This is a genomic window from Spirosoma koreense (assembly GCF_054777875.1).
This window is the reverse complement of the sequence record NZ_BAAHAC010000013.1, coordinates 279933-304664: the sequence shown is the minus strand read 5'-3', so window position 1 is coordinate 304664 and position 24732 is coordinate 279933. Positions and strand designations below refer to the sequence as shown.

Genomic DNA, 24732 nt, shown 5'->3' with positions numbered 1-24732 from the left:
CTACAACTGTAAGCCACTTAATTTTTAATGAATAATGGATAATGAACAATGCACGTGATCACATACCCGTTGTACATTATTCATTGTACATTATCCATTAATTCAACGGTTTCACGCTGCGTCGCAGCGAGTCGCCGGTGCCGATCGACATCCTGGCTTTGGGCTGGATGGGCGAAATACGAACCCGGCTGGTATCCAGTTGCGTTCGGCTCCGGGCCGTATTCAGCGGCTCGGCGGGCGTTTCCGGCAAAAATAAGGAGTTTTGCGAGTTTTGTCGTCGTTGTGAGCGCCATAATCCAGCTGCTGCCTGCCGGTCGGTCGCGTTTTGCTGCCTGGCTTTCGTATAAGCGGCAATGGCCAGATCGTATTGCCCTACCTGTTCATGACAGTAACCGATGTACGTGTCGATACGCGGAAACTGGGGCCGGAGTTGCAGCACCCGCTGATAGTCGGCCAGCGCTGCGTAATACCGTCGGTAAGCCTGGTTGATCAGCCCCGCCTGAAAATAAGCCTGGTAATAGGTAGGTTGTCGTTGCACTGCTGCCTGATAACAGACCATCGCGCTGTCCAGTTTCCGCTCCGAATGGTAAATCAGTCCGCGACCGTAGTAGAGCCGGGCGTTGTCCGGAAAATACCGCAGCGCCCGATCGGTGTATGCCAAAGCGGCTTCCGGATTCCGCAACGCCCGGTAAATGGAAGCCATCTGGGTGTACGTTTCCAGATACCGGGGCTTGAGCCGAAGCGACTGCTCGTAGTGCGAAAGGGCCTGCACGGTATCGCCCAGCCGGGCAGCCATCAGCCCATTAAAAAAATACGCTTCTCCATCATACGGAGCCATCTGCAGGGCTTTGGTAATATACAGCCGCGCTTTGTCGAACTGATTCTGCTGCTGTAGCAGATCGCCCTGCAAGGTATAAAGTTCTGGCGTATCGACGCCCAGAATCTCGGCCCGTTGGGCATTCTGCAGGGCTTTTTCCGGCTGCTGAAGGGTCCGTAGAATCTGGGCCCGCGTCAGGTAATACGTTCCGGCATTGTCGTTTCGGCTGATGGCTTCGTCGATGTCGGCCAGCGCGTCGGTCACCCGACCCATAGCCAGCAGAATTACGGCCCGTTTGGCGTAAGCCGAGGCAGGCGACGATTGATTGATGGCCCGCGTCAGGGCCCGGAAAGCTCTTTCTACCCGGCTGCTGTCACCCGGTTTCGGATAATCCGGAATCCGGGCCATCTGCCGGTTTTCGTTGGTGCATCCAAGGACAGCGAGCATAACGACAGGGACAAGTGCACATAAGCGCATGAGCGGGTAGCTGACACTGGCTTTTTTCACTTCTGCAATTGACTCCTCTCCTCGTTTGCTCTTTCGCCGATCAACCATTTTCATGACGCAAACCGATAAAACACCCCCAAAGGTAAGGGTTTCTGCGCCTGATCGATCAGGGCCAGTTCGCCCCATTCGGGGTTGGGCACCCGACCGAAGGTCTGCTGCATCAGGTTGTCGAGAATAAGCGACGAGAAGCCGAGCGAGTACAGGTTGATGATGAAGAAAAAGTCCGTCCGGTCGAGCAGGTCGGCGCAGGATTTGAGCAGGTCGTTCAGGTGTTCCTCCAGCACCCATTTCTCGCCATCCGGGCCACGACCGTAGGCGGGCGGGTCCAGTATGATTCCGTTGTACTGATTGCCCCGGCGAACCTCGCGCCGAACGAATTTGACCGCATCGTCGACGACCCAGCGGATGTTGTCCAGTTCGCTATGGTCCATGTTTTCCCGCGCCCAGCTAATGACGGGTTTCACAGCATCGACATGGGTTACCTCGGCCCCCGCCTGCCGGGCGGCCAGCGAGGCCCCGCCGGTATAGGCAAACAGATTCAGCACCCGGGGACGGGATACATGGGCCGACATCGCGTTGAGTTTGTCGTGAATGTACAACCAGTTATCGGCCTGCTCCGGAAACAAGCCGACATGTTTGAAGGTCGTCAGGGCCAGTTTAAATTTCAGGTTCAAACCATCCTGCTTAAAGCTGACGTACCAGGGATCGCGCATGTCCGGCGTAGTTTGCCAGTCGCCCCGTTCGGGCGATTGTCGGTCGCGTCGGAAGATAGCGTGTGCCCTCCGGTCCCAGTCCGCATCCGACAGGGATTTATCCCAGATGGCCTGCGGTTCGGGTCGCGACAACACAAAGTCACCGAAGCGTTCGAGTTTCTGAAACCTTCCTGAGTCGATCAGTTCGTAAGCCGCCCAGGGTTTGGGCGTAATCAGTTGAATAGCAGCCATAGCGTTGGCGGATAAGAAATGAATAATGGATAATGAACAATGATCAATGGCCGTCGGGAGAGAAACCATCATCATTCACTATTCATTGTACATTATCCATTATTCATTCCTTATCCGCTCCCATTGTTAAAATCAATTCAAATTCATCGGGCCGGACGGGCATCACCGACAGCCGTGACTGCCGGATCAGGCCCATATTAGCCAGTAGCGGCTCTGCTTTGATGCGCGTCAGCGAAACAGGACGGGCCAGGGCCAGCAGGGGTTCGAGTTCGACAACGACCCATCGGGCATCGTCGGGCACGGTGGGATCCTGATACGCTTCCCGAACGACCCTGGCCAGGCCCACGATGCCCGGATTGGTCACACTGTGGTAAAACAGCACCTGGTCACCCAGTTGCATGGCTTTCAGGTTGTTACGCGCCTGATAGTTGCGCACCCCATCCCAGACGGCGCGGGTTTGTTCCGTAAAATGATGCCACCCGTACTTATCGGGTTCTGATTTGACGAGCCAGTAATTCAAGCCGATCGGTTGTTTGCGGTTTCGTTATGCACGCGGCTCGATGCCCGAGCCGGCATCGAGCCAGTCGAGGATCGCCGTATCGTGGGTTTCGTCGAACTTACGGGCAAAAAATTTCCCCGAATGAATCAGATTCTCTTTGTCACTCATATCGAGTGGTATCGGATACAGTTCGGGCGGACGGTCCCAGTGTGCATAGGTAAAATTGTCGTTATATAAACTTTCCCGCAGGGCGGTATTGTCGGTATTGGCCAGAATTGTCTGGTAAATATACTCCTCGGGAACCAGCACGTAACGAAAATACGAAACGAACGCCGGGTGCTGGCGTAGAAAAGTCAGCAGGTAGCGGGCGGCAGTAGGCTTGATCCGCAGCCAGTTCGACCCGAAGTAAGGGGTATAGCGCAGGGGTGTCGGCCGCTGGGTTGGCAACAGACGACTATAGGCTAAAGCCCGGTCGAGGATTTTTTTCTTCGGCGAATCAGGAGCCGGGTTCGGATAGGTTAGCACTTTATTCGACCAGAGGGGTATCCGATAGGTATTCAGCCGTTCCACCAGGTGGTCATTCCCTGGCTCAGTCAGCGCATGGCAGGGCACGAAATTGCGGTCGATGTGATGCTCCAGAAACGACAGCAATGCCTGATTCGTAGTCAACGGGTAGTCCTGGCCGCTCAACAAAAAAATAAAGTCGGGCTCCAGATTGGCGTTTAATATCTCAGCCAGACCATCCAGGGTAGCCGCCGTGAGCGAGAAGTCGCCCCACCGAATCCGCATTCGTTTTCGGGTGAAGTGCAACGCTTCCGCCGGAATTCCTTCCGCGGCCGCGCTGAACGGAGCCAGCAGGGCATTGGCACTAACGTGAATGAAAAAATGACATCCCGGATAGTACAGCCGCTTCAGCAACCGGCCAACCTGAGCCGGATTTTTATGAACCGTGATCAAATAGGCAATCCGAATGGTGCTGTCTCCACCGCTCATTTTCTATCTACGTGTTTACCCATGAATCAATGGATGGTTCTGTCCTGAAGCCCACTTCTGCCTGATTGCGGCCCGTGCCCGGTGGCTCAATAATAATCGTCGTGCTCCGGACTACCATAAGACGAGCCGTATTCGTCGATGTCATCGTCGTCCTGATAGGGGGAGCCGGCTCCTTTGAAGCTGAGCGCTTTCCGAAGAATCATGATCTGCCCGGTATGGTACATGTCGTGGTTGATAATCCCGTGCAGCATGTCGTAGTAGGTATAGTCGCGGCCGGGAACGATGTCTTCCAGAAACTCGTCGTCATCGCGCTTGTCGAGTTCGTTGATGAGTTCTTCCTGGCTCAAACTCAGCTCCATCTGCAGGGCTTCCCATTCGAAATCGTCAATTTTATCGGGCAGCGCCCCAAAGTTTTTATCGGGTGTAGTAATGTCGAACGTCGGATCGCCCTGCATTTTCTTGACGCAGAAAATCCGCCAGCTGGTCATGTGAAACACCAGTTCGGCGATGCTGTGCGTATTCGAACTGATGCGACGCCCGGACATGTCGGGCGTTACCCCCCGCAACACATCCACCAGCGACGGGCCGTGCCAGGCTTCTTCTCCCTCATAGGTTGTGTTCAATAAATCAATGATGCGAATTAGTTCGTCGTTAGAAACCATAATTCAAAGCAGTGAGGCTGGCTGATCCGGTAGCTGGCGATGTCACGCAACGGACCCTGCGCCTTTACCTCCTAATAATCAGCAATTCGTGTTTTATACCCATCCGGCAGGCAGGCTACCGGCCTACAAAGGTACGCCAAGATCGGTGGTCTTCCGAAAAAAAATTAGTGTCCCATTTCATCAATAGAGCAACTCTATGTTAATGAGCCTATTTCCGCTCTATATTTCCTTTTTCGGGCTGCGGGCGTAAAACGTATACATCCAGCATGGCGTACGGCCGGGCGAGGTACTCGCGAATGAGGGTCCGCAGAGAATAACCATCGGGAACGTCCTGAGCGGCAAAAGCGATGGCTTCGATGCCTTCATGGTTGCCGATGTAAAGGGCGCGGGCATTGTGGAAATTCTGGGAAATGATCGTGATCTTCTCCTGGTTGAAGACGTCCTTGCAGCGAACCACCGAATCGAAGGTGCGATAACCAGCGTAATCGAGGGTCATCACCGAAGCCGGCACGCCCAGCTTGAGCAGCGCCCGCTGCATGTCGACGGGTTCATTGTAGTATTCCGAATCGTTGTTACCGCTCAGAATCAGGTACTTTACCTTCCCTTCTTTCCAGAGCCGGGCCGTTGCTTCCATCCGATAGCGGAAAAACAGATTTTCCTTACCGGTACGGACAAATTTGCTGGTTCCGAGCACCAGCCCCACGTCGTTGGCGGGTAGTTTGTCGATTGAAAAGTAAGTCTGGTTGCGGGTATTATACACCACCACCCAGTTACAGACCAGCACGATCATGGCCCCCAGAAAAACCAGGACTACCCCGGCTTTGATGACCCGTTTGGCCACGCGAACGCCAACCGCTTCGTGCGGAGGCTCTTTGCTGTATTCGGTAGCCAGGGTCGTATTCATCGCTTACAAACTAAAATGCGGGTTTTCGATCAGTCCCAGTACGTTTCCGAAGGGGTCCCGAACAGCTGCCACCTTGATGCCCCCACCTACGTCCTGCACCTCGGCGTGTAGGGTGGCGCCCAGCGTCAGCAACCGTTGCTGCCCGACAACAATGTCGGGAACGCCCCAGTACGCTAATGTGCTGCCCTCGGCGATCGGTATGTTTGGGTCCAGCCCCAGCTCATAGCCCCCCACGGTAAAGCCGACATAAAACGGCTCATCGAAATACGGGGCAAAGCCCAGTGCTTTTGTATACCATTCTTTGGCTTGTATAAGGTTCGGGGCGGCATAAATTACCGTTCGCAACCCCAGAAATGTCGATCCTTCCATACTTGTATGGCTTATGGGGCGGGTGGCTCACCGTTTCGGTCCACCCGCCCGACGAATCCATTATGAAAACAATCCCAACTGCACCGGTTCTTTCTCGTCACTGTCCGTGGTAACGGCCGCAACGGTTTCGATGACCGGAGCGGCTTTTACCGGCTCTTTGGGGGCTTTGGGTGCCAGCAGTTTCACTTCTTTCACTTTAGCGAATGGCAGCGGTTTTCCGAGCGCTTTCCAGCCGCGAATGTCGATAAATCCTTCGGGCTCCAGGATCATCTTCTCCTGAGGGCCCCGTTCTTTTTCCTGATACACGATCTCGATCCGCGGGAACTGGTCAGCCGTCACCGCCAGCACTTTCGAGCCTTTGGTGTCGCCGATGAAGCTGAATTTCTTATCCAGCGACGTGGTCTCCACCTTGAACCGCTTGACATACCAGGTTTTTTGGTTCGCTTCGAAATACACCGCCGACAGCACCGTTTCGGGGTTGAACTTCATCAGCACCGCAATAGTATTCGGTTCGTAGCGATTCGTCAGGTCGAAACTCGTCAGTTCGTACTGCCCATCGTGGTACACGACCAGGATGCTGTCTTTCGCGTCGAAATTTCCCAGCGCCCGCCCGCGTTCGTCGCGGTTCAGCCGTCCGAGGTGTTCGTCGTACCAGATATCCACGCCACCGAGGGTCGAGACCCCACCGGTTTTCTGGGTAATTTTCCGCACCGGATACTTGGTCAGGATATTCCCCTGCGCCGACCGGTTCTTGATGGCAATGGTCGCGAAGTCGAAATCGAACTGCTTTACTTTCGCCGAACTCTGGGCCGTCAGGTTCACCATGATGATTTCCGCTTCGCCGTTGTCGTTGGCGCTGAAATACGTCAGCTTCGACTTCGGATTCCCCATCGTCAGGTCATACTCCCGGTCGCGGGTCACGGCCGTTACCGGGAACCGTTTCACCATCGAAATACCCGACTTACCATCCAGGTATACGATGTTATAGATCTTGCGTTCGTCGTTCTTCTTGAAGACCGACACGTACACGATGTCTTTCCCGACAAACACTTTATCCTGCACCTTCGTCACCAGGCACTTGCCGTCGCGCCGGAACACGATGATTTCGTCGATGTCGGAGCAGTCGCTGACATACTCGTCTTTCTTCAGGCCGTAGCCGATGAATCCGCCTTCGCGGTCCACGTACAGTTTCTGGTTGGCGGCAGCCACCACACTGGCGGCAATGGTGTTGAACGCCCGAATCTCGGTTTTACGTTCGCGGCCTTTGCCGTATTTCTTTTGCAGGTCTTTGTAATAAGCAATGGCGTACCGGGTGATGTTCGCCAGGTTGTCTTCCGTTTCGGCCAGTTCCTGCTCCAGCCGGCGCATCAGCTCATCGGCTTTAAAGCCGTCGTATTTGGAAATCCGCTTGATCTTGATCTCGGTCAGGCGAACCAGGTCATCTTCCGTGATGGCGCGGTAAAACTGTTTTTTATACGGTTTCAGCGCTTTGTCGATGGTTTCCAGCACGGCCTCGAAGGTTTCGCACTCTTCGATCTTCCGGTAAATCCGGTTTTCGATGAAGATTTTTTCGAGGGAGCTATACAGCAACCGTTCCATCAGCTCAGTACGCCGAATTTCGAGCTCGCGTTGCAGCAACTGCACGGTTTGGTGCGTATTGACGCGCAGAATGTCCGAGACGCTCACAAAATGCGGTTTGTCGCCGATGATGACACAAGCGTTGGGCGACACGGAAACCTCGCAGTCGGTAAACGCGTACAGCGCATCGATGGTGACGTCGGGTGACACGCCGGGCTGCAGGTGCACCAGAATTTCGACATCCCGGGCCGTATTGTCGACCACGGCCGCCACGTTGCGGCTGGGTGCCTTGATGCGGATCTTCCCTAACTCGGCGGCCTTCACGATCGAATCGATCAACTGGGAGGTCGTGACCCCAAAGGGTACGTCGCGAATGGCGAGGGTTTTCTTGTCAAGTTCCTCGATCCGCGCCCGGATGCGTACCTTCCCGCCCCGGTGGCCGTCGTTGTAATTGCTCACGTCGATCAGCCCACCCGTCTGAAAATCGGGGTAGAGCGTCGCCGGTTTATCTTTCAGCAACTGAATCGATGCGTCGATCAGTTCATTGAAGTTGTGGGGCAGGATTTTGGTCGACAACCCCACGGCAATGCCTTCTACGCCCTGCGCCAGCAGCAGCGGAAACTTGACCGGCAGGGTGACGGGTTCGCGTTTGCGGCCATCGTAAGACAGTTGCCATTCGGTGGTCTTGTCGTTGTACACCGTGTCGAGAGCGAACTTCGAGAGCCGCACTTCGATGTAGCGCGGAGCGGCTGCTCCATCGCCCGTACGGACGTCGCCCCAGCTGCCCTGGGTATCGAACAGCAGTTCTTTCTGACCAATGTTGACCAGAGCTTCCCCGATCGAGGCATCGCCGTGCGGGTGGAACTGCATGGTCTGCCCGATCACGTTCGCCACTTTGTTGAAGCGCCCATCGTCCATTTCCCGGAGGGCGTGCAGAATCCGGCGCTGAACGGGTTTGAGCCCATCTTCGACGGCAGGGACGGCCCGCTCCAGAATTACGTAGGACGCGTAATCGAGAAAGTAATTTTCATACAGTCCTGACACGACCGTCTGATCGTGGAGGACTTCACGGGTGGTATCGATCGGTTGTTCATCAGCCTCCATGGCGTCGGTCAGCTCGATGCCGTCGACCGGAAATTCGGCGTCGGGCGGCTGATGTTCGGCGTCCATTGGTTGTTCATTTTCTTCGTTTACCATTGACGTTCTGTAGCAACTATTTCTAGCAATAATCAGGTGGATGAACCAAACGTTACGTATAGCGTTCGGCTCCTTAAATATACAAAGAAAAATTGACAAAAAGGCACCATTGGCTTAATAAAGGCCTCTTTCCAACAAAATACTGCCATCCTTCCGCTTCCGGATCACAGGACTTCCGGAGGCTTTGGCCCCGCTCATCTGCCCTCGCCTGACGGCTGACCGAACAGCTGATCGTAATGCGGAGACGGCAGGAAAATCCCGCCACTCTCGGCATAAAACGACTGGTCCGTCGGATACACGCCCCGCTGGGTCTGGGTCCAGGAAGCGCCCGCCCGGGGGTGATAGCGCTGCAATTTAGCCCACTCTTTAAAGTACTGATGCCCGTTGGTTTCCTGCAAGCCGATCGTGACGCCCGGAAACGGCGGCAACCGGGCAGCGACGTTTTTATTCCAGTCTACCAGAATCGGGTTCACCGTCAGGTCGGCACAGAAGCAGGGAATACCTTTTTCGAAGGCCAGCTGGGTAATTTTCATCGTCATGCTCAGGGTCTTGGCAATGGCCTTGACGGCAATGGCCGAGTACCCCTGCTGTATCCGGACGGCGGCATCTTCGACGGTATGCGCGCTTTCGTCGGCGGCAATCCGCACGCCCAGATTTCCCACAAACTCCTCATTCCGTTCGGCAAACGGCTCTTCGATCACGGCAATCTGGTCGAAGGCGCCGATTTTCCTGGCGTGATCCAGAAACCGGAGCAGGGTTTCTTTTTTCTCGTACCGACCGTTGGCGTCGAAATAGTACGGTATTTTCCCGCTTTTCGTGTAGGGAGTTTCGTACTGACCGATGGCCTGATGCACCGCCGTCAGGAAGGCGATGTCTTTTTCCAGCATCTCGGCCTGGGTGCCCGCCGAGCCGGTTTTCAGCTTCATGATAAAGTACCCGTCGTCGGCGGCCGCTTTGATGGTGCTGGCCGTAGTACCGACGCTGAACGATGGAATGCTGGCCACCTTGTCGTGCCGGTACGACAGGCCGGGGCGGTATGCCTTCGGAATTACCTCATCGAAGGTCGTCAGCCGGTTTTCCTGAGCATACAGCAGCCAGGCTGCGTTATCGACGCTGACGAGGGCATTGAGGGCGAAGGTTTTTCGCAGATCCGGATTGCGGGTGATCGTTTTGGCATAGGCATATACTTCCGGCAACAGATCGTCCAGTAAGCGAACCGGATCGGTGAACGACTGCCCTTTCATCAGTTGCAGCGCCCGGTCGCTGATGGCGTACATGAGCGCGTTGCCAACCCGTTCGGAATGGGCGGCAAACACGCTGGCATCCGACCAGAGCACACCCTGGGTACACAGCCCTACTTTTTGGATGCCCGACTCACTTTCGAGCAGCGACGCGACCTGCCAGCTTTCGGTAATGGCGCTCCCTTTGAAGCGGTACGGATTCAGGGGTTCCCGCTCGAAATTCGAGTCGACCCGCCGGATGCGGATGGCCGAAAGGGGCTTTCGGGCAGGCGGCCCATTCGGTTCCGGCAGCTCTGGCCGATGGCCGACGCCCAGAGACAGGATGGCCCCCGCCGTCTGGATAAACGTCCGGCGGCTGAGAGGTTCCGATGCAGGTTGCTGATCATTCATGGGGTCGGTGCCCGATTCGCTACCTTATGGAAAGCCAACAACCGGAGAATCTACCGTCCCGGCGCCTGATCAGGCGGCCCACTCAGTACCCCCGGTCCAACTGGACCGGGTTTTCGAGCGGGCGGCCCGCCAGAAAATTCGTCAGGTTTCTGAGCAGCAGAACGACCTTCCCCGCATCTTCGTCCAGTTGTCCGCCCCCGGTATGCTGGGTCAGCAACACGTTCGGCAGGTTCCAGAGCGGACTATCGGCGGGCAGGGGTTCTTTTGCCGTGACATCGAGCACGGCGCCCCCCAACTGGCCTGACTGCAGCGCCTGGATCAGCGCGGGTTCGTCGGTCGTACTGCCCCGCCCGACGTTGGCGTATACGCTACCAGGGCGCATGGCCTCAATCACCTCCGCCGAGACAAAATTGACGGCCGTGCCGGGCAGGCAGTTGATGAGAATATCGGTTTGGGGCAACACGGCTTTCAGATCGCCGACCGAATGCAGCTCGGCCTGCGGATCGGTGCGGGCCAGCATGGTCACCGGACACTGAAAGCCCGTCAGCATTTGCCGGACCGCCTGTCCAATGGTGCCGGTTCCGAGAATGACCACGCGTTTATTCCGGAGCAGGTCCATCCGTCCCCGGACGGGTGCGCCCACCCACTGGGTCTGACTTTGCAGCACCGCCAGTTCGGGAATCCGGCGATATAATCCCAGCAGGCCGGCCAGCATGGTTTCAGCGCAGGGCCAGGCAAAATAATCGCCCATGTTGGCAACGGCCGCGTTTAGTTTCACCTGCCGGTAGCCATCGAAGCCCGCCGAGTCCAGCTGCCAGAATTTCAGGTTGGGGAGTGGGTCCGAAAACCAGGCTGCGGGTGGGTTTCCCAGCACGAAGTCGGATGCCTGAAAGGCCGTCTGCTGTTCGGCCGGGGGTAACTCCTGACGCAGCACGATCGTAATTGGGTGCTGGCCGGTGTCGGGGGGGAGTTGTTGCCGAAGTTCGGCTTTACGGGTATCGCTGAGGGTACTCTGAACAAATAACTGCATACGGTACGTACGAAAATCGACTCAATTAGGTTGTGTTTTTCGACAGGATTGCAACCGTAAATAGCCAAGTCAATTCTGTCAAAAAAATACATTACTTATAATTTCAACCGGATGCCGGCCCCGTTGAGCCTCCCCGTGACCCAGGCGCACGACAGGGCAAACAGAAACGACTTCACCAGCCCTACCCCACCGGTCAGGACCGCATCCGGCAAATGCAGATTCAGGAGCGTCATAAGGCCATAGGCAAAATACGGGATCAGATAGCACAGCAAGGTATCGGTTCCGGCGGGTCTGATCAGGCGAAACCAGCCGGCCTTCCCGCCGACGTCTGTCAGCCAGTAAATGCCGATAAACGCCAGAATAGTAAACGCGCTGCACAGAAACAGCCAGGCCGGGGTAGCGGCCAGCTTGCTCAGGCCCCAGAATGGCCGGGTATATACCGATAAAACGATCAGTAAAGCGGCTATACCCAGAAACACCAGGGTCATCTGCCGGTCGTCGGCCTGGCTCCGAAAGTGCAGAAAGAGAGTCGCTATGACCACGCCCCCCATGGTCAGCCCCACCAGGGTTCCGCCACTGATGGCATTGGGAATCAACCGAACCACCTGGGGCACCAGGCCAGCCTGATCGGCCATGCTCAGGGCGGCAAACCCCACCCAGGCTATCACCAGGACGGATAGGCGGTTGCGGGCAAACACCGTAACCAGCGCGGCTCCCAGGTACGACCAGCCGATCAGCCCCAGAATGCCCCACCAGTGGGTTGCAAACCGGGTGATCGATTCTTCGCCCCCGCGGTACAGGATGGCCAGCCCCAGCAAAACCACTGCGCCGATGGCCTTACTACCGTTGACGATCCATGAGCTGGCGGTTTTCGGGTAGGCATTCCAGAGCAGTATGAAAGAGACACACGACAGCATGTTCCAGACACCGCGCGTCAGTCCCGTAGCCACTTCGTTGATGGACTCCCCATTCACCAGAAACACGCCCATGATCAGTAACGCTATCGACCGACTCAATACGTGCCTCACCAGCGCAGCGTCCGTAGCTCCTTTCTGGCGTCGGGCGTTGATGGCAAACGGCAGCGACATCCCTACGATGAACAGAAACGCCGGAAAGACCGTATCGGCCAGACCGATGCCATCGGCTCCCCGCGGCACGTGCTCCAGCCAGCCGGGAATACCCGTCAGCGACCACAGGTCGTTGACAAAAATCATCAGGATCATGGTAACGGCCCGCAGGATATCGATGGCCCCGACCCGAATGGCCTGAGCCGACCGGATTGAAGACTGCGTGAGGGAGATGTCCGGTTGTAGCATAGACGTAGAGTGGATTAGCGACCGACTGAAGCTAAAAACTGACCAGGTCCGGGAATCTACCGAGCCTGTTTTTGTTTTCGCCTATTTAATGTATAACCACTTGTTGTACAGCGTTTTTTGTTCGGGCGTTATGGTCGGCAGCGGCACCAGCCGGTAGCTCACCAGTGGATTTTGACCGAGCGTCACGGGAATGTGGCGAACCAGCCCCCCCCGGTTGACGAGGACGTTCAGTTTATCCCCGGCGTTGCGGTTGCCGACGAGCTTCAGCAGGTCATCGCCCACGCGAACGCTGTCGATGGAAAGCACTTCGTCGCCGACGTTCAGGCCATCAATATAAGCCGCCGATCCGCGCCGGACGCCCGTAATGGTTGTTTTCCCATTGGCCGCCGATACGGACGCGCCCAGAAATCCATCCTGCAGCTTGGCCGCCACGTTGACCAGTTGTAGCCCAACGGGTTCAAAATAAGCGTTGTAGTTGATGGGGTTGGCCGAGTTGACCCCAATGGCGAAGAAATCTTCCAGCGAGCGACCGGCGACCTGCTCGGCCGCGCGTCGGAATTCGTCGTCCGTAAACCCTCGTTTCTGTTTCTTGTAATAGTCGTTGTACAGCAACCGCATCAGGTCGTCCATCGTGCGGGTACCGTTGCTGCCCGCCAGAATCGCCAGGTTCAGCAGCGACCCCAGCACGCTGCCTTTGCTGTAATACGAGATGGTGGTATTACCCGAGTTTTCGTTCGGTCGGTACTCTTTGATCCAGGCATCCCAGCTCGACTCGGCGGCCGACTGCACCCGGCTTCCCGGCTGGTTCTCGATGCGGTTGATGTCGTTGGCAACCAGGCTAAGGTAGGCTTCAGGCGTATGAAAACCCGCCCGGCGCAGGATATAATCTTCGTAGAAAGACGTGCCCCCTTCCGACAGCCAGAGCATGTGGGTGTAATTCTCGGCCTCGTAATCGAAAGGCCCCAGGGCGATGGGACGAATCCGCTTGACGTTCCAGAGGTGAAAATATTCGTGTGCCACCAGCGTCAGAAATCCTTTGTAGTTAGCTTCCGTAGCGTAGGCATTCCGGGACGTCTGGAGGGTCGTCGAGTTGAGGTGTTCGAGGCCTCCCCCACCGGCCCCCGGCGGCAGATGGTGCACGATGAAGGTATAATTCGAGCAGGGATGTTCGCCGACAACCGTCGCAGCGGTTTCGCAAACCCGCTTATAATCGGCCTGTAACCGGCTTACGTCATAATCGACCTCACCGAACATAGCGACCGTATGCGGCACGTTCGAGGCCGTAAAGGTAAACGTCCGCTGGTTACCAATTTCGATGGGCGAATCGACGAGCAAATCGAAGTCGGGGGCTTCGTAGGTAAAAGGGGCTCCTGCCACGGGCGTCAGCGCGGTCGACACCTGCTTCCAGGTTTTGTAAGGCTGCACCACCACCCGATGGGCCCCATTTTTGAGGGCGTCGTGGTACATAAACATACCGGCGGGGGTAACGTAGCCATGATCGGCATCCACAAAATTCGTCCGAACGGTCAGTTCATTGGCGTATACCCGGTAATGAATGGTCAGGTTATCCTCGGCGCTGAAGACACGCCAGGCATTTTTCCGGATCTTCTCACTTCTCACGGGCTTCCCCGCTGCGGTGGCCGCAAAGGATTCCACGTTTTTGGCGTACTCCCGAATCAGGTAAGAACCTGGTGTCCAGACCGGCATTTTGATGTCGACGTACCCGTTTTTTTTTGCGTTCGTCGGCGAAGCGATATTTTTCAACTGCATCTCCACCTCGAAATAATGGGTCTGCGGTTGGGGCATGGAAAGCACGTAGGTTATGCCCGGAGCGGCTGCCGCGGGGTTTTCGTCATCGGGGAAAGGCGCTTTAGCAGTTGATGAGAACGGGGTAAAAATGGGCCAGACAGTAAGTAAATACAGAAGCCAGGCGTTTTTTTTCATACGGAAAACAGGAGTACTTTCGTTTTTTGTCCAGATTTGACGTGAAATTTGCCAATCCGTTGGCGAAACTACAACGCAATCCAGAGAATACGTAGTTTCGAGTTTAAGTTCTTCGGTTTATCGTTTTCGGTTTACAGTATCTGGTTTACAGGAGTGGGGGTCCGCGTCTCGTTCGCAGCAGGAAATGTAGGCCAAAGCCCAATACCGTAAACCCCTTTAACCACAGCATGCATCTATGCCCTATTTAATCGCCCTGTTGGGGCAACATCAGCCGAACCGGTTTCCGGCAAGTCGGTTTTTTTCTTCCCTGGCCCTTGGGCTGCTTATGGCCTGCCCGGTTTGGGCCCAGCGCACCCAGAGCTATGCCGAACCCGATTATCATTACCGCAACGGACTCGAACTCTTCGAACGGGCCAATTACGCAGCCGCCCGGTATGAGTTCCGGCAATACCTGGAACCCCGTCGGGGCGACGGCACACAGACGCTGCTCAACACTGGCGATCAGAACGCGGTCGAGGCCGAGTATTACATTGCCCTGACGAGCCTCTACATCGATGAACCCGGTGCCGAACTGCTCGTCGATCGGTTCGTCAAAAATCACAGCCAGCATCCTAAAGCACAGCAGTTATACGGCGATTTGGGAAGCTATTATTACAACCGTCAGGAGTACGCCAAAGCCATCGATTTTCTGGAGAAAGCCGTTGCCCAGGGTGGCAGCAACGGGCAGCAGCTTACCTACAAATACCAGTTGGGGCTCTCCTACTACAACACCCAGAATCTGCAGAAAGCGCTGCCGCTGCTCAACGAAGTGAAACTGGACGCCAACTCCCCGGATGCGCCGGCTGCGTCGTACTATGCGGGGGTAATCAATTTCCGGAACCGGAATTTCAACGAAGCCGTCGCCGATTTCCGTCGCATCGAAAAAAACCCGACCTACCAGAACCAGGTACCCAACTGGATTGCGCAGGCGCTTTATCGCCAGCGCCGGTTCGACGAGTTACTGGCATATACCGAACCGCTTCTCAAACGAAACACCGGCGCGGCCATGAGCGAAGTAGCGCTGTATACGGCTGAGGTATACTACCAGCAGAACCAGTTCGCCAAAGCGATTCCGTATTACAGGCAGTACCTGACGGCGGCCGGCACCAAAGCGCCCGGCGCGGTTAAATTTCGGTACGGTCAGTCGCTATTCCGGACGGGTGCCTACAACGACGCCATCGCCCAGTTGAAGACCCTGGCGGGTGGCAAAGATACCACCGCGCAGTATGCCGCTTATACACTGGGGATCAGCTACCTGCAAACGCAGAACCCGGCTTATGCGCTCAACGCCTTCGATCAGGCCGCGCGGTTGTCGTTCAATCCGACGATTCAGGAAGACGCCCGCTTCAACCACGCCAAGCTGCAGCTCGACCAGAACAACGGAGCCGATGCGGTGAAGGAACTGACCGCGTTTCTGAAGCAGTACCCAAACAGTTCGTACGAAAACGAAGCCAACGAACTCGTTGGCGAAGCGTATTTTGCCTCCAACAATTACCCGGCGGCCATTGCCTACATCGAAGGGCTGAAAAAGCGGACGCCGAAGATCAACGCGACCTACCAGCGGCTGACCTACAACCAGGGCGTCAATGATTTCAACGCCGAACGCTATCCGCAAGCCGTCGCCAACCTGGATAAGTCGCTTAAATTTCCGGTAGACCCCGATCTCCAGCAGGCGGCTCAGTTCTGGAAAGCCGAATCGTATTCGGCCGGAAAACAATACGACACCGCCATCCCGCTCTACGCCAGTATTGCCAAGAGCCCTGGCTCCTACGCCGGCCGGAGTCTGTACGGGCTGGGTTACGCCTATTACAATAAGAAAGACTACAGCCGGGCGCTCCCCTACTTCCGCGATTTCGTGAGCCGGGGGGCGTCGCCCGAAACCGCTGCCCAGGTCCAGGATGCCACCATTCGGCTGGCCGACGCGTATTTCGCTACGAAGCAGTACGACAATGCATTGCGGTCGTACGATCAGGCCATCGCCCAGAATGCCGCTGATAAAGATTATGCATCCTATCAGAAGGCCGTGATTTTAAGCTACGTCGGACGGGATGCCGAAGCCAAAGCGCAGTTCGATCAGGTGCAGCGGCAATATCCCAACTCCCGGTTTGTGGATGAATCGCTGTTTCAGAAAGCCAATGTCGATTTCGAACGGGGTGCCTATCAGGTGGCGATCCAGGGCTTCACGAAGCTGATCCAGGACAAACCCAACAGTGCGCTGCTACCGGCAGCCCTGCTGAAGCGGGCTATTGCATATGGCAACCTTCAGCAGTATGACCCCGCCGTGGCCGATTACAAACGAATCCTGGACAATTACGGCGATTCGGAACAGGCCCAGAGCGCGCTGCTCGGTTTGCAGAACACGCTGAGCGACGCCGGCCGGCCGGAGGAATTTTCGCAGGTGCTGGGGCAGTATAAGAAAAGCAATCCGGGCAGCAGCGACATCGAACGGGTTCAGTTCGAGAACGCCAAAAATATCTACGCCAGCGAGAAATACGCGCAGGCTATCCAATCCCTACAGGCGTTTATGCAGGAGTACCCGGCCAGCCCGAACACCAACGAAGCCCGCTATTACGTAGCCGAATCGTACCGGCTCACCAACGACCCAGCCAACGCCCTGCGGTACTATACCATGATCATCGCCGATAACAAATCGGACTACCTGATCCGCTCGGCCATGCGGGCAGCCGACCTGGAAGCGAAACAGAAAAACTACCCCGCTGCTGTTCGTAATTACCGGGTGGCATTGGCCCGGGCCAACAGTAAACCCGAGCAGGTTTCGGCGCAACTGGGCCTGATGGACACGTATTTTGCCTACCCCAAAGCCGATTCGGCGGCCATCGTTGCCCGGGAGATTGTCGCCACGGGGAGCGTGGTACCAGGCGCGCCGAACCGGGCGCAGCTGATGCTGGGCAAAGTGGCGTTCGGCAAAGGCGATTACAAAACCGCGCAGACCGATTTCGAGAAAACCATTGCACTCGCCAGGGATGTCAACGGTGCCGAAGCCCAGTATTACCTCGGTGAGATTCTGTATAAGCAGAAAAAATACAAAGAGTCGATTGCGTTGCTGCTGAAGTTCAACGAACAGTTTAGCGAGTTCGAATACTGGAAAGGCAAAGCCTTTATGCTGGTTTCCGACAACAACGTAGCGCTGGACGAACCGGCGCAGGCGAAAGCCGTTCTGAATTCCATCATCGAAAACTCATCTGACCAAACCATCATTGCCGAAGCGAAACAAAAGCTGGCAACGCTGGAAGCAAAGAATTAATGCATAATGAATAATGGATAGTGAATAATGCATCACGTGCGCCATTCATTCTCCATTGTTCATTATTCATTTTCCATTATTCATATGCGATACTCCCTCACCCTCACCCTTCTTTCGCTGTCGGCAACGCTCTGGGCGCAGGAACAGCCGAAGCCCGCACGACCGGTCAAAGAAGGCGAAATCGACAACCAGGAAATTACCGTAGAAAAAAGCCGGAAAATCAGCCTGCCACCCGCCAACCGGTTGTTCAACAAAATCCCGTCGGTGAAACCGTCGGCCGAGCAACGGAAGCTGACCTACGAGTTCGACGATCGCAAACTGACCGTCGGCGATCCGCGCATCATGCCTGGGGTGTTACCCCCCGCTACGACCCAGACTGACGAAACCGGCGCTTATAACAACTACGTAAAACTGGGAGCCGGTAATTACAGCTCGTTTCTGGGCGAAGGGTTTGTGGGCCTGAATACCCTCTCGAACCTGGCCCTCGAAGGGTCGGTCCGGCATCTGTCGTCGGCCATTGGCCCGGTGGATGGTAAAAATTCGGGCCAGAGCGACACGCGGATTCGGGTAACGGGGAAATACCTGACGGATGCGTTCAAGCTGCAGGCCGACCTGGGATTCGACCGTAACGCGTATAACTTCTACGGCTACAGCCGTGAATACGCTGCCCAGTCCTCCTTCAATCCGGACCTAATCAAGCAACGGCTAAACACGATCAATTTCCGGGTAGGCATCGAAAATGCGAAGACCGAAAATACAATCGATTACTCGCTGCGGACGGGCATCACGTCGCTGCACGACCTGTTTAATGCGTCGGAAACCGACTGGGGTACTAATTTCAATGCCTCGCTGGGCATTACCGATAATTTCTTTGCGCTCGTAGCCGCCGACGCTTACGTGACCCAGCGGACCGACGGGTCTATTGTCGACAACCGGAACCTGTTCCGGGTGAAGCCTACCTTTAAGTACACCTCTTCTTTATTTACCGTTACGGCCGGTATCAATGCCGTGAACCAGACCGATCAGCGGCAGGGCATCAATGACACGCGGGCGTTTCCGGTGATCGACATCGACGCCGTGCCGATTGGGAATGTACACGTGTTTGCCGGTGTAGACGGCGACATCAACCGAAACACGCTCCGCACGTTACTGACAGAAAATAAATGGCTGGGGCCGCAGGTTGTCCTAGCGAACACGATTAAGTCGCTGGATGTATATGCCGGTTCCAAGGGAGCGATCGGCGGTGGGTTTTCGTACGAAGGGAAAGTGTCGTACGCCCGTTACCGCAACTTTTACACCTTCAACAACAGCATCCCGGATACCACGAAGTTCGCCGTGCTATACGATGGCGGCAAAGCGAACGTACTGACGGTGTCGGGGCAGTTGTCGTACGCTCAGAAAGAAAAGTTCCGGTCGACCCTGAAAGCCGACTTTTTCAACTACGATCTCGAGCGACTCGATCAGGCCTGGGGGCGGCCGCAGGTGACCACCACCTGGACCAACTCGTACATCCTGAATAAAAAATTATTCATTACGGCCGATTTGTACTTTTATCAGGGCATCTTAAACAAGAACTTTACGACGAACGTCGTCTACACCCTGAAACCCATCACCGACGCCAACGTCAAAATTGACTATTTCCTAGGCAAACAGGTATCTGCGTTCGTGTCGTTAAATAATATCTTTAGCCAGAATTACCAGCGGTATTTGTATTATCAGTCGCAAGGCCTTAACTTTCTCGGAGGAATCAGTTATTCGTTCTAATCTCCACCGATAACCGTATGGCTTCTGTAAACGAGTATCTCAAAAAGCTGCTGTATCAGTACGATTGTGTCGTCGTTCCCGAATTCGGGGCTTTTCTGACCCACTACCAACCGGCAGCTTTTACGGAAACCAGTGGTTTATACCTGCCCCCCCGTAAGCGGGTAGCGTTCAACGAAGCCCTTCGTTTCGACGACGGTATCCTGGCGAACTACATTATGCTGCACGAGCCGGTTACCCGCGAGGGCGCTCAGCGGCACATCAGCCAGTTTGTAGATGTACTTCGGGAGCAGGTAGATGATTGCGGCCGCTTCGAAATCGATGGATTGGGGACGTTTAGCCGGAATGATGAAGGAAAACTTCAATTTGACCCCAGCCTCCGGCATAACTTCTTCGGCGAGGCTTACGGCATGATTGCGTTGTCGGTGCAGCCAGTCAATCGGCCTGCGCTTATTGAACCCGTACTCGAAGCCGTACCGGTCACGGCCCTGGGTCCCGTCCGGACGGAAGAGGCTGTTCTGACGCCCCTGCGTCCGGCCCGGCCCTACTGGCAGATTGCTGCCGCCGTACTCTTGATCGGTTCGCTGGGCGTGGTCAGTTACTTTTCGGTCCTGAAGCCTAATCAGCCCTTACAAAGCAGTTTAGACCCTGCCAACCTGTTGCGGGTCCCGGCCGCTTTCGCCAGTCATTCGGCACCCGCCAGCAAAACAGCGGAAAAGGGAACTGTTTACAAAACGGAGCCCGTAGCAACCCCAGCTCCCAAACCCGCCGTAAGGCCATTGCCCGAAGCGTCTGTAGCGGCCACCGGTACACCCGCCCCCGTTTCAGCCGAACCAAAAGCAAGGCCGGTAGCGGTACCTGTCGCTAAGCCGGAGCCCATAGAAGCGGTAGCCGAACCGACTGCTACTGTGCGAACAGGGCCTTTGTATACGGTCATCGCCGGTGTTTTCTCGACTAAAAAGGCGGCTCTCCCGCTCGTTCGGCATCTGCACAAGGCCGGTTACCCAGATGCCTATGTCATGATTCAGGGAAAAAAAACCCTGCGGTATAAGGTAGCTGCCATCGGTTCATACGACCGCTCAGAACTTCAGGCGCACCTACCCGAGATAAGCCGGATGATCGGCTCTAACGCCTGGGTATATACGCACTAAGTGATATAAACTTAAAAAAAGCAGCCTCAACGGGCTGCTTTTTTTTTGAGGGATCTTTCCGGTTCCTACGAAATGATTCTACAAGCCAAGTAGAAACATTTCTACAGGTTTATGACAACAACTTCCCAATTTTTCCTCCAATATTGCTTTTTTGATAATAGCCCGGCACGGAGGCTGTTTTGGCCAACCTGCCGTTGGTTTCAAGCGATCTGTCACACCTTTTGACCAATGAACGACTATATCATATTAGTGAAGAAACCCTTGCAAAGCTGACCCGTATCCGTTTGTCATGACCATCTTACTTGCCGATGACCATCCTATGATTCGCATGAGTCTCCGGTATCACCTGATCGAATTACTGCCCGAAGCCATCGTCATCACCTGCGAATCCTTCACCAGCGCCCTCGCTATTTTAGACCAGCAGGCTGTTGACCTGGCCGTGCTCGATATCGATATGCCCGGTTCTGAATATTCGCAGATGATTCACCTGGTCCGGGAAAAACAACCCCATATCCTGATTCTGATTTATTCAGGACTGGATGAGAAGGTGTATGCGCTACCTTATCTGCAGGCCGGAGCCAACGGGTTTCTCTCCAAAAACGCGCCGGAATCTGAATTTGCCGTCGCCATCACGACGCTCCTGAATCAGGATAAATACGTCAGTCGGGAGGTGCACCAGTTGCTGATCAATAAAGTAGGTGAGAAACGTCATAGAACAGCCGCCAATCCTTTTCATAAACTATCCCAGAGCGAGCAAACCGTGCTGCAATTACTGACGCAGGGGAAATGGACAAAAGATATTGCTGTAGCGATGAACCTGAAAGAAAACACCGTGAGTACGTATAAAAAACGGATTTTCGAAAAGCTGGAGGTCAACAGCCTCGTCGAATTGATGGAGGTCGTCAATATGTTCAAACACATGTAACGGGTGCAACGTGCATCGCTTCGTGTATCGGCAAAGCGGTCAGTTTACTCGCCAAACACCAGATGAACCGCCGTATGGTCGGTTTGCTCGACGTACAGCCAGATATGCATCAGAGCGGCCAGTTCCTTAACCAACAGCAACCCCACACCATGTCTCACCCTTACCTGCGTGGGTAATGCGTCTTCAATTTCGGCTTCATTTAACCAGGCGATGGTTTGGCTGGACATGCCCATGCCTGGATTAGCGACGATCAGGTGGAGCTGTCCTTCGATTTGTTCCACAAAAATCCGGATCTGCCCTCCCTCTGTATATTTCACGGCATTGTCGATCAGATTGTGCAGAATAATACCCAGCAAATGTTTGTCCGAACGAACCATCACGCCCGGCGGTATCTCCGTTATCAACTGGTTGTGTTGCTGCGTAAGCAGCCCCTCAAAGAGCGTTATTTTATTGGCTACCAGCGTCTGTAAATCAATACGTTCCAGATCGTGCTGGCGATCATACACTTTGGCACGCGTGTAAGTCAGCAACTCATCCAGCAGGTTGGTCGTGTGCTGGCTGGTACCGGCGATCGTTTCCATAGTTTCCTCCAGAAACTTGTACATTTCAGGCAGGTTATCGTATTTCTGGGTCTGTACCCAACGCCATATCCGACGGGAGGTATTGGACACAAACCGAAGGGGTGACTGAATATCGTGCGATATAGACGCCATTAGCTGCGATTGAAGGTGCAACTGCCGACTCAATTCCTGCTCGGAACTCTGCAGTTGACTCATGGCCGTTTGCAGACTGGCCGTTCGGTCGGCCACCAGTCGCTCCAGCTTAAGGTTTTCGTTCAGGATGGCCTGGAACCGAAGCCGGGTGAAGACGTAGATGAGCCCAATAGCCAGCAGTATGAATACGAATCGCATCCAGGCCGTTTCGTACCAATGCGGAGGAACAATCAGAAATACCTGTTTATACTGGTAATTATTCCGCCCGAAACCGTTTTCTTTTCGAATGTGCAAGGTATAGGTACCTACCCCTAAGCTGGAGATCAGCACCGTAGGATCCTGACTGCTTAGCCCAATCCAGTCCGCAGGCTGGCTATTGTTCTGATTTTCAACGACCTGATATGCCCAATGCAAATTTTTGGGATTACCGAAGTACGGCGTGGTCAGCCGCAGTTTGATTTGTTTAGCATCTAAAGGCAGCCGTACGGTATCAGACAGTACATTTATCGATTCCTTATTGGCCTCGATTCGATCGAGAATAATTAGTTTGTCGGGTGATTGCGGACTGAGTTGTTCGGGAGTGAACCAGACCAATCCCAGTAGCGAGGGCATCGAGACATACCCGTTGGCCAGCCGAACAATGCCGGGTTGCCCTCCCCCGTTGAATTCATTGGTCAGAAATCCCTGGTCTTTGGCATAGTAGAGATAAAAAGGTTTTTCTCCCCATGGTGCCCTGGCATACTCGAGCAGGTCCTGACGAGCCATCTGAAATAAGCCTTTGTTGGTCGGCACCCAGACGTACCCCTTTTTGTCTTCGAAGATGTAATGACTACTCGCTAAATATCCGTTCTCATCAAGCGGGAAACGGGTCAGCCTGTGATTCTGTAGCAGAAACAATCCATTGTTATAGGTAGTAAACCAAATCTCATCCGATCGCGGTGCATAAATACTTCGAATGAAGAGCTTTTCTGTCCCTTTACTCAATTCGAGCTTATGAGTCCGTATGTGGAATTGATACAGTCCTTGTTCGGTACCAATCAACAGCAGTTCAGGTGTCGCGTACTGAAAATAAGAGACGTGGGCAGGCACCAAGCCGGTAACGGATGTAGGTACTGACTGAGGGTCGGTGGGATCGATCTGATAGACGCCTTTTTGTATCGTGCCAATCCAGATCGGTCCGCCCTGTACCCCCTGATAGATCGATTTGATACCATCGCCCAGATTCCAGCTACTCAACTGCCGTTTCCCCTCAGGATCAAATTTCAGCAGTAAATTTTCCTTTTTTATCCAGATATACCTGTTTTTATCGATTAATAAACTGTAATTATCCCCATACCGGCGCATTTCGTTAGCCTTTGCCAGCGCTGGCAGATGGAAACTAATTGGCTGGTGATCCGAAGCATTTTTTCCCAATACTAATCCAGTAGGCATTACCACCTGACCGTTATCAAATGGGGTTTGTCCATAAAAAACGTTTTCCATCTCATTTCCTTTTGTGGTCAGGGTTTCAAAAGGTTTTGGCGAGAAAACGAATAAGCCTTCTGTCATACTTCCCAGAAAAATTCGCCCGCTCGCCTGATCATGATAGATGGTCCGGATATTGTGCTGCTTCATATCGAAGCCATCAAGCAGGAGCCGGGTGGTTAGTTTATCCGGCGCCACCCGCTCAACACCGTACAATTTTTGATTGAGGTACAGGAAGGTCTGGTTCGATGCGTGATTCCAGAAAAGCTCGGGCTGTTTTCCGGCCAATACGCCCTGATCAGCCACATCGCCGGTCAAGTGCACTAATCGGTTGCCCGATTGGGAGATGTGCGTCAATGTGCCATTGGGATGAAAATAGTAAAGTGAATGACCAATGGTAAAAAAACTCCAGTAAGTCTCTCTATTGAAAGCAGTCTGGTAGTTCTTTTTCGAGGCTTTAAAGTACTCGACAGAACGCGCATGGCATACGTAAAACTCGTCATTCACTCCCGTTACCGGAACGATACAGTTCTGTTGAGGGCCCTCTTTGCCCAGCGGAGTTGGCAGGGTTGCGGAGTAATACGTCCGCCGGTATCCCTCACTGATGTAAGGCAACCCTGCCATTTTTTTCGTAAATAGCGAGTCAACCGTTGCTTTACCGTGTCGAATCCGAACAAAATTAAAATGGTGAATAATCGCATAAAGCGATCTCTGTGCCAGACTCGGTCTGGGATAACTGGCCTGTAATGTGTAAGCCCAGTCATTAGGTGCCGAGTTGTCAATTCTAAAGCTTTTAAATCGTTGGCCGTCGAATCGTACTAACCCTGCTTCCGTTATCAACCACAGAAAGCCCTCTTCATCCGTAGCTATATTATTGATGCTGTTCTGGGGCAAGCCGCTATCATCGGTATAATGAGTGAGGCTAAATCGATCAACAGAGCTCTTCTGCGCTATGCAATAGTTACTCACTTGCGCGGCAAGTATTAACAGTCCAAAACAGATGTTTTTAGGATTGTTCACTAC

17 protein-coding genes are annotated in these 24732 nt (G+C 54.4%); 4 read left to right on the top strand and 13 right to left on the bottom strand.

Translation table 11 applies throughout. The annotated features are described in order from the left end of the window. Window positions 1-97: 97 nt before the first annotated feature. The 12 genes from ACYVC2_RS13115 to ACYVC2_RS13060 form a co-directional block, all read right to left on the bottom strand. On the bottom strand, window positions 98-1264 hold the full coding sequence (locus ACYVC2_RS13115; protein WP_461102964.1) for a tetratricopeptide repeat protein: 1167 nt from the start codon (window positions 1262-1264) through the stop codon (window positions 98-100). Window positions 1265-1374: 110 nt separating this feature from the next. Next, window positions 1375-2268, bottom strand: a complete 894-nt coding sequence (locus tag ACYVC2_RS13110; RefSeq protein WP_461102879.1) for a class I SAM-dependent methyltransferase — start codon at window positions 2266-2268, stop codon at window positions 1375-1377. A gap of 103 nt (window positions 2269-2371) precedes the next feature. Then, window positions 2372-2788: an EVE domain-containing protein gene (locus ACYVC2_RS13105; RefSeq protein WP_461102878.1), complete on the bottom strand. Its 417-nt coding sequence runs from the start codon at window positions 2786-2788 to the stop codon at window positions 2372-2374. 24 nt (window positions 2789-2812) lie between these two features. After that, entirely contained in the window at window positions 2813-3760 is a 948-nt protein-coding gene (locus ACYVC2_RS13100) for a beta-1,6-N-acetylglucosaminyltransferase (RefSeq protein WP_461102877.1), read from the bottom strand. An 86-nt stretch (window positions 3761-3846) separates the two neighbouring features. Further along, window positions 3847-4422, bottom strand: coding sequence for a DinB family protein (locus ACYVC2_RS13095; RefSeq protein WP_461102876.1), 576 nt, complete (start codon window positions 4420-4422; stop codon window positions 3847-3849). A 208-nt stretch (window positions 4423-4630) separates the two neighbouring features. Further along, complete coding sequence (locus tag ACYVC2_RS13090) at window positions 4631-5326, bottom strand: SanA/YdcF family protein (RefSeq protein WP_461102875.1); 696 nt, start codon at window positions 5324-5326, stop codon at window positions 4631-4633. Between the two features lie 3 nt (window positions 5327-5329). Next, entirely contained in the window at window positions 5330-5695 is a 366-nt protein-coding gene (locus tag ACYVC2_RS13085; RefSeq protein ID WP_461102874.1) for a VOC family protein, read from the bottom strand. Window positions 5696-5755: 60 nt separating this feature from the next. Then, window positions 5756-8470 (bottom strand): DNA gyrase/topoisomerase IV subunit A, encoded by a 2715-nt coding sequence (locus tag ACYVC2_RS13080; RefSeq protein WP_461102873.1) that lies wholly within the window; start codon window positions 8468-8470, stop codon window positions 5756-5758. Between the two features lie 194 nt (window positions 8471-8664). Continuing rightward, window positions 8665-10101: an enolase C-terminal domain-like protein gene (locus tag ACYVC2_RS13075; protein WP_461102872.1), complete on the bottom strand. Its 1437-nt coding sequence runs from the start codon at window positions 10099-10101 to the stop codon at window positions 8665-8667. Window positions 10102-10183: 82 nt separating this feature from the next. Beyond that, the gene (locus ACYVC2_RS13070; RefSeq protein ID WP_461102871.1) at window positions 10184-11131 is read right to left on the bottom strand and encodes a D-2-hydroxyacid dehydrogenase; all 948 of its coding nucleotides are present in this window, start codon (window positions 11129-11131) and stop codon (window positions 10184-10186) included. A 95-nt stretch (window positions 11132-11226) separates the two neighbouring features. Beyond that, window positions 11227-12447 (bottom strand): DUF5009 domain-containing protein, encoded by a 1221-nt coding sequence (locus ACYVC2_RS13065; RefSeq protein WP_461102870.1) that lies wholly within the window; start codon window positions 12445-12447, stop codon window positions 11227-11229. A gap of 81 nt (window positions 12448-12528) precedes the next feature. Beyond that, window positions 12529-14391, bottom strand: coding sequence for a M61 family metallopeptidase (locus tag ACYVC2_RS13060; RefSeq protein WP_461102869.1), 1863 nt, complete (start codon window positions 14389-14391; stop codon window positions 12529-12531). A gap of 235 nt (window positions 14392-14626) precedes the next feature. Between ACYVC2_RS13060 and ACYVC2_RS13055 the strand changes: the two genes are divergently transcribed. From ACYVC2_RS13055 to ACYVC2_RS13040, 4 genes are all read left to right on the top strand, one after another. Then, window positions 14627-17695 (top strand): tetratricopeptide repeat protein, encoded by a 3069-nt coding sequence (locus tag ACYVC2_RS13055; protein WP_461102868.1) that lies wholly within the window; start codon window positions 14627-14629, stop codon window positions 17693-17695. 84 nt (window positions 17696-17779) lie between these two features. Further along, the gene (locus ACYVC2_RS13050; RefSeq protein ID WP_461102867.1) at window positions 17780-19459 is read left to right on the top strand and encodes a TonB-dependent receptor; all 1680 of its coding nucleotides are present in this window, start codon (window positions 17780-17782) and stop codon (window positions 19457-19459) included. A gap of 17 nt (window positions 19460-19476) precedes the next feature. Further along, window positions 19477-20607 (top strand): HU domain-containing protein, encoded by a 1131-nt coding sequence (locus tag ACYVC2_RS13045; RefSeq protein ID WP_461102866.1) that lies wholly within the window; start codon window positions 19477-19479, stop codon window positions 20605-20607. A 289-nt stretch (window positions 20608-20896) separates the two neighbouring features. Continuing rightward, entirely contained in the window at window positions 20897-21532 is a 636-nt protein-coding gene (locus tag ACYVC2_RS13040) for a response regulator (RefSeq protein ID WP_461102865.1), read from the top strand. A gap of 44 nt (window positions 21533-21576) precedes the next feature. Here the strand turns inward: ACYVC2_RS13040 and ACYVC2_RS13035 are convergent, their stop codons facing one another. After that, the gene (locus ACYVC2_RS13035; protein ID WP_461102864.1) at window positions 21577-24333 is read right to left on the bottom strand and encodes a sensor histidine kinase; all 2757 of its coding nucleotides are present in this window, start codon (window positions 24331-24333) and stop codon (window positions 21577-21579) included. Window positions 24334-24732 lie beyond the last annotated feature (399 nt).

Excerpts from the sequence above, each read along its gene's own strand:
- ACYVC2_RS13115 (WP_461102964.1), bottom strand. The coding sequence starts at position 1,264 with ATGCTCGCTGTCCTTGGATGCACCAACGAAAACCGGCAGATGGCCCGG.
- ACYVC2_RS13100 (WP_461102877.1), bottom strand. The coding sequence starts at position 3,760 with ATGAGCGGTGGAGACAGCACCATTCGGATTGCCTATTTGATCACGGTT.
- ACYVC2_RS13040 (WP_461102865.1), top strand. The coding sequence starts at position 20,897 with ATGACCATCTTACTTGCCGATGACCATCCTATGATTCGCATGAGTCTC.
- ACYVC2_RS13085 (WP_461102874.1), bottom strand. The coding sequence starts at position 5,695 with ATGGAAGGATCGACATTTCTGGGGTTGCGAACGGTAATTTATGCCGCC.
- ACYVC2_RS13110 (WP_461102879.1), bottom strand. The coding sequence starts at position 2,268 with ATGGCTGCTATTCAACTGATTACGCCCAAACCCTGGGCGGCTTACGAA.
- ACYVC2_RS13065 (WP_461102870.1), bottom strand. The coding sequence starts at position 12,447 with ATGCTACAACCGGACATCTCCCTCACGCAGTCTTCAATCCGGTCGGCT.
- ACYVC2_RS13070 (WP_461102871.1), bottom strand. The coding sequence starts at position 11,131 with ATGCAGTTATTTGTTCAGAGTACCCTCAGCGATACCCGTAAAGCCGAA.
- ACYVC2_RS13075 (WP_461102872.1), bottom strand. The coding sequence starts at position 10,101 with ATGAATGATCAGCAACCTGCATCGGAACCTCTCAGCCGCCGGACGTTT.
- ACYVC2_RS13045 (WP_461102866.1), top strand. The coding sequence starts at position 19,477 with ATGGCTTCTGTAAACGAGTATCTCAAAAAGCTGCTGTATCAGTACGAT.
- ACYVC2_RS13095 (WP_461102876.1), bottom strand. The coding sequence starts at position 4,422 with ATGGTTTCTAACGACGAACTAATTCGCATCATTGATTTATTGAACACA.
- ACYVC2_RS13060 (WP_461102869.1), bottom strand. The coding sequence starts at position 14,391 with ATGAAAAAAAACGCCTGGCTTCTGTATTTACTTACTGTCTGGCCCATT.
- ACYVC2_RS13080 (WP_461102873.1), bottom strand. The coding sequence starts at position 8,470 with ATGGTAAACGAAGAAAATGAACAACCAATGGACGCCGAACATCAGCCG.
- ACYVC2_RS13090 (WP_461102875.1), bottom strand. The coding sequence starts at position 5,326 with ATGAATACGACCCTGGCTACCGAATACAGCAAAGAGCCTCCGCACGAA.
- ACYVC2_RS13055 (WP_461102868.1), top strand. The coding sequence starts at position 14,627 with ATGCCCTATTTAATCGCCCTGTTGGGGCAACATCAGCCGAACCGGTTT.
- ACYVC2_RS13050 (WP_461102867.1), top strand. The coding sequence starts at position 17,780 with ATGCGATACTCCCTCACCCTCACCCTTCTTTCGCTGTCGGCAACGCTC.
- ACYVC2_RS13035 (WP_461102864.1), bottom strand. The coding sequence starts at position 24,333 with ATGGCAGGGTTGCCTTACATCAGTGAGGGATACCGGCGGACGTATTAC.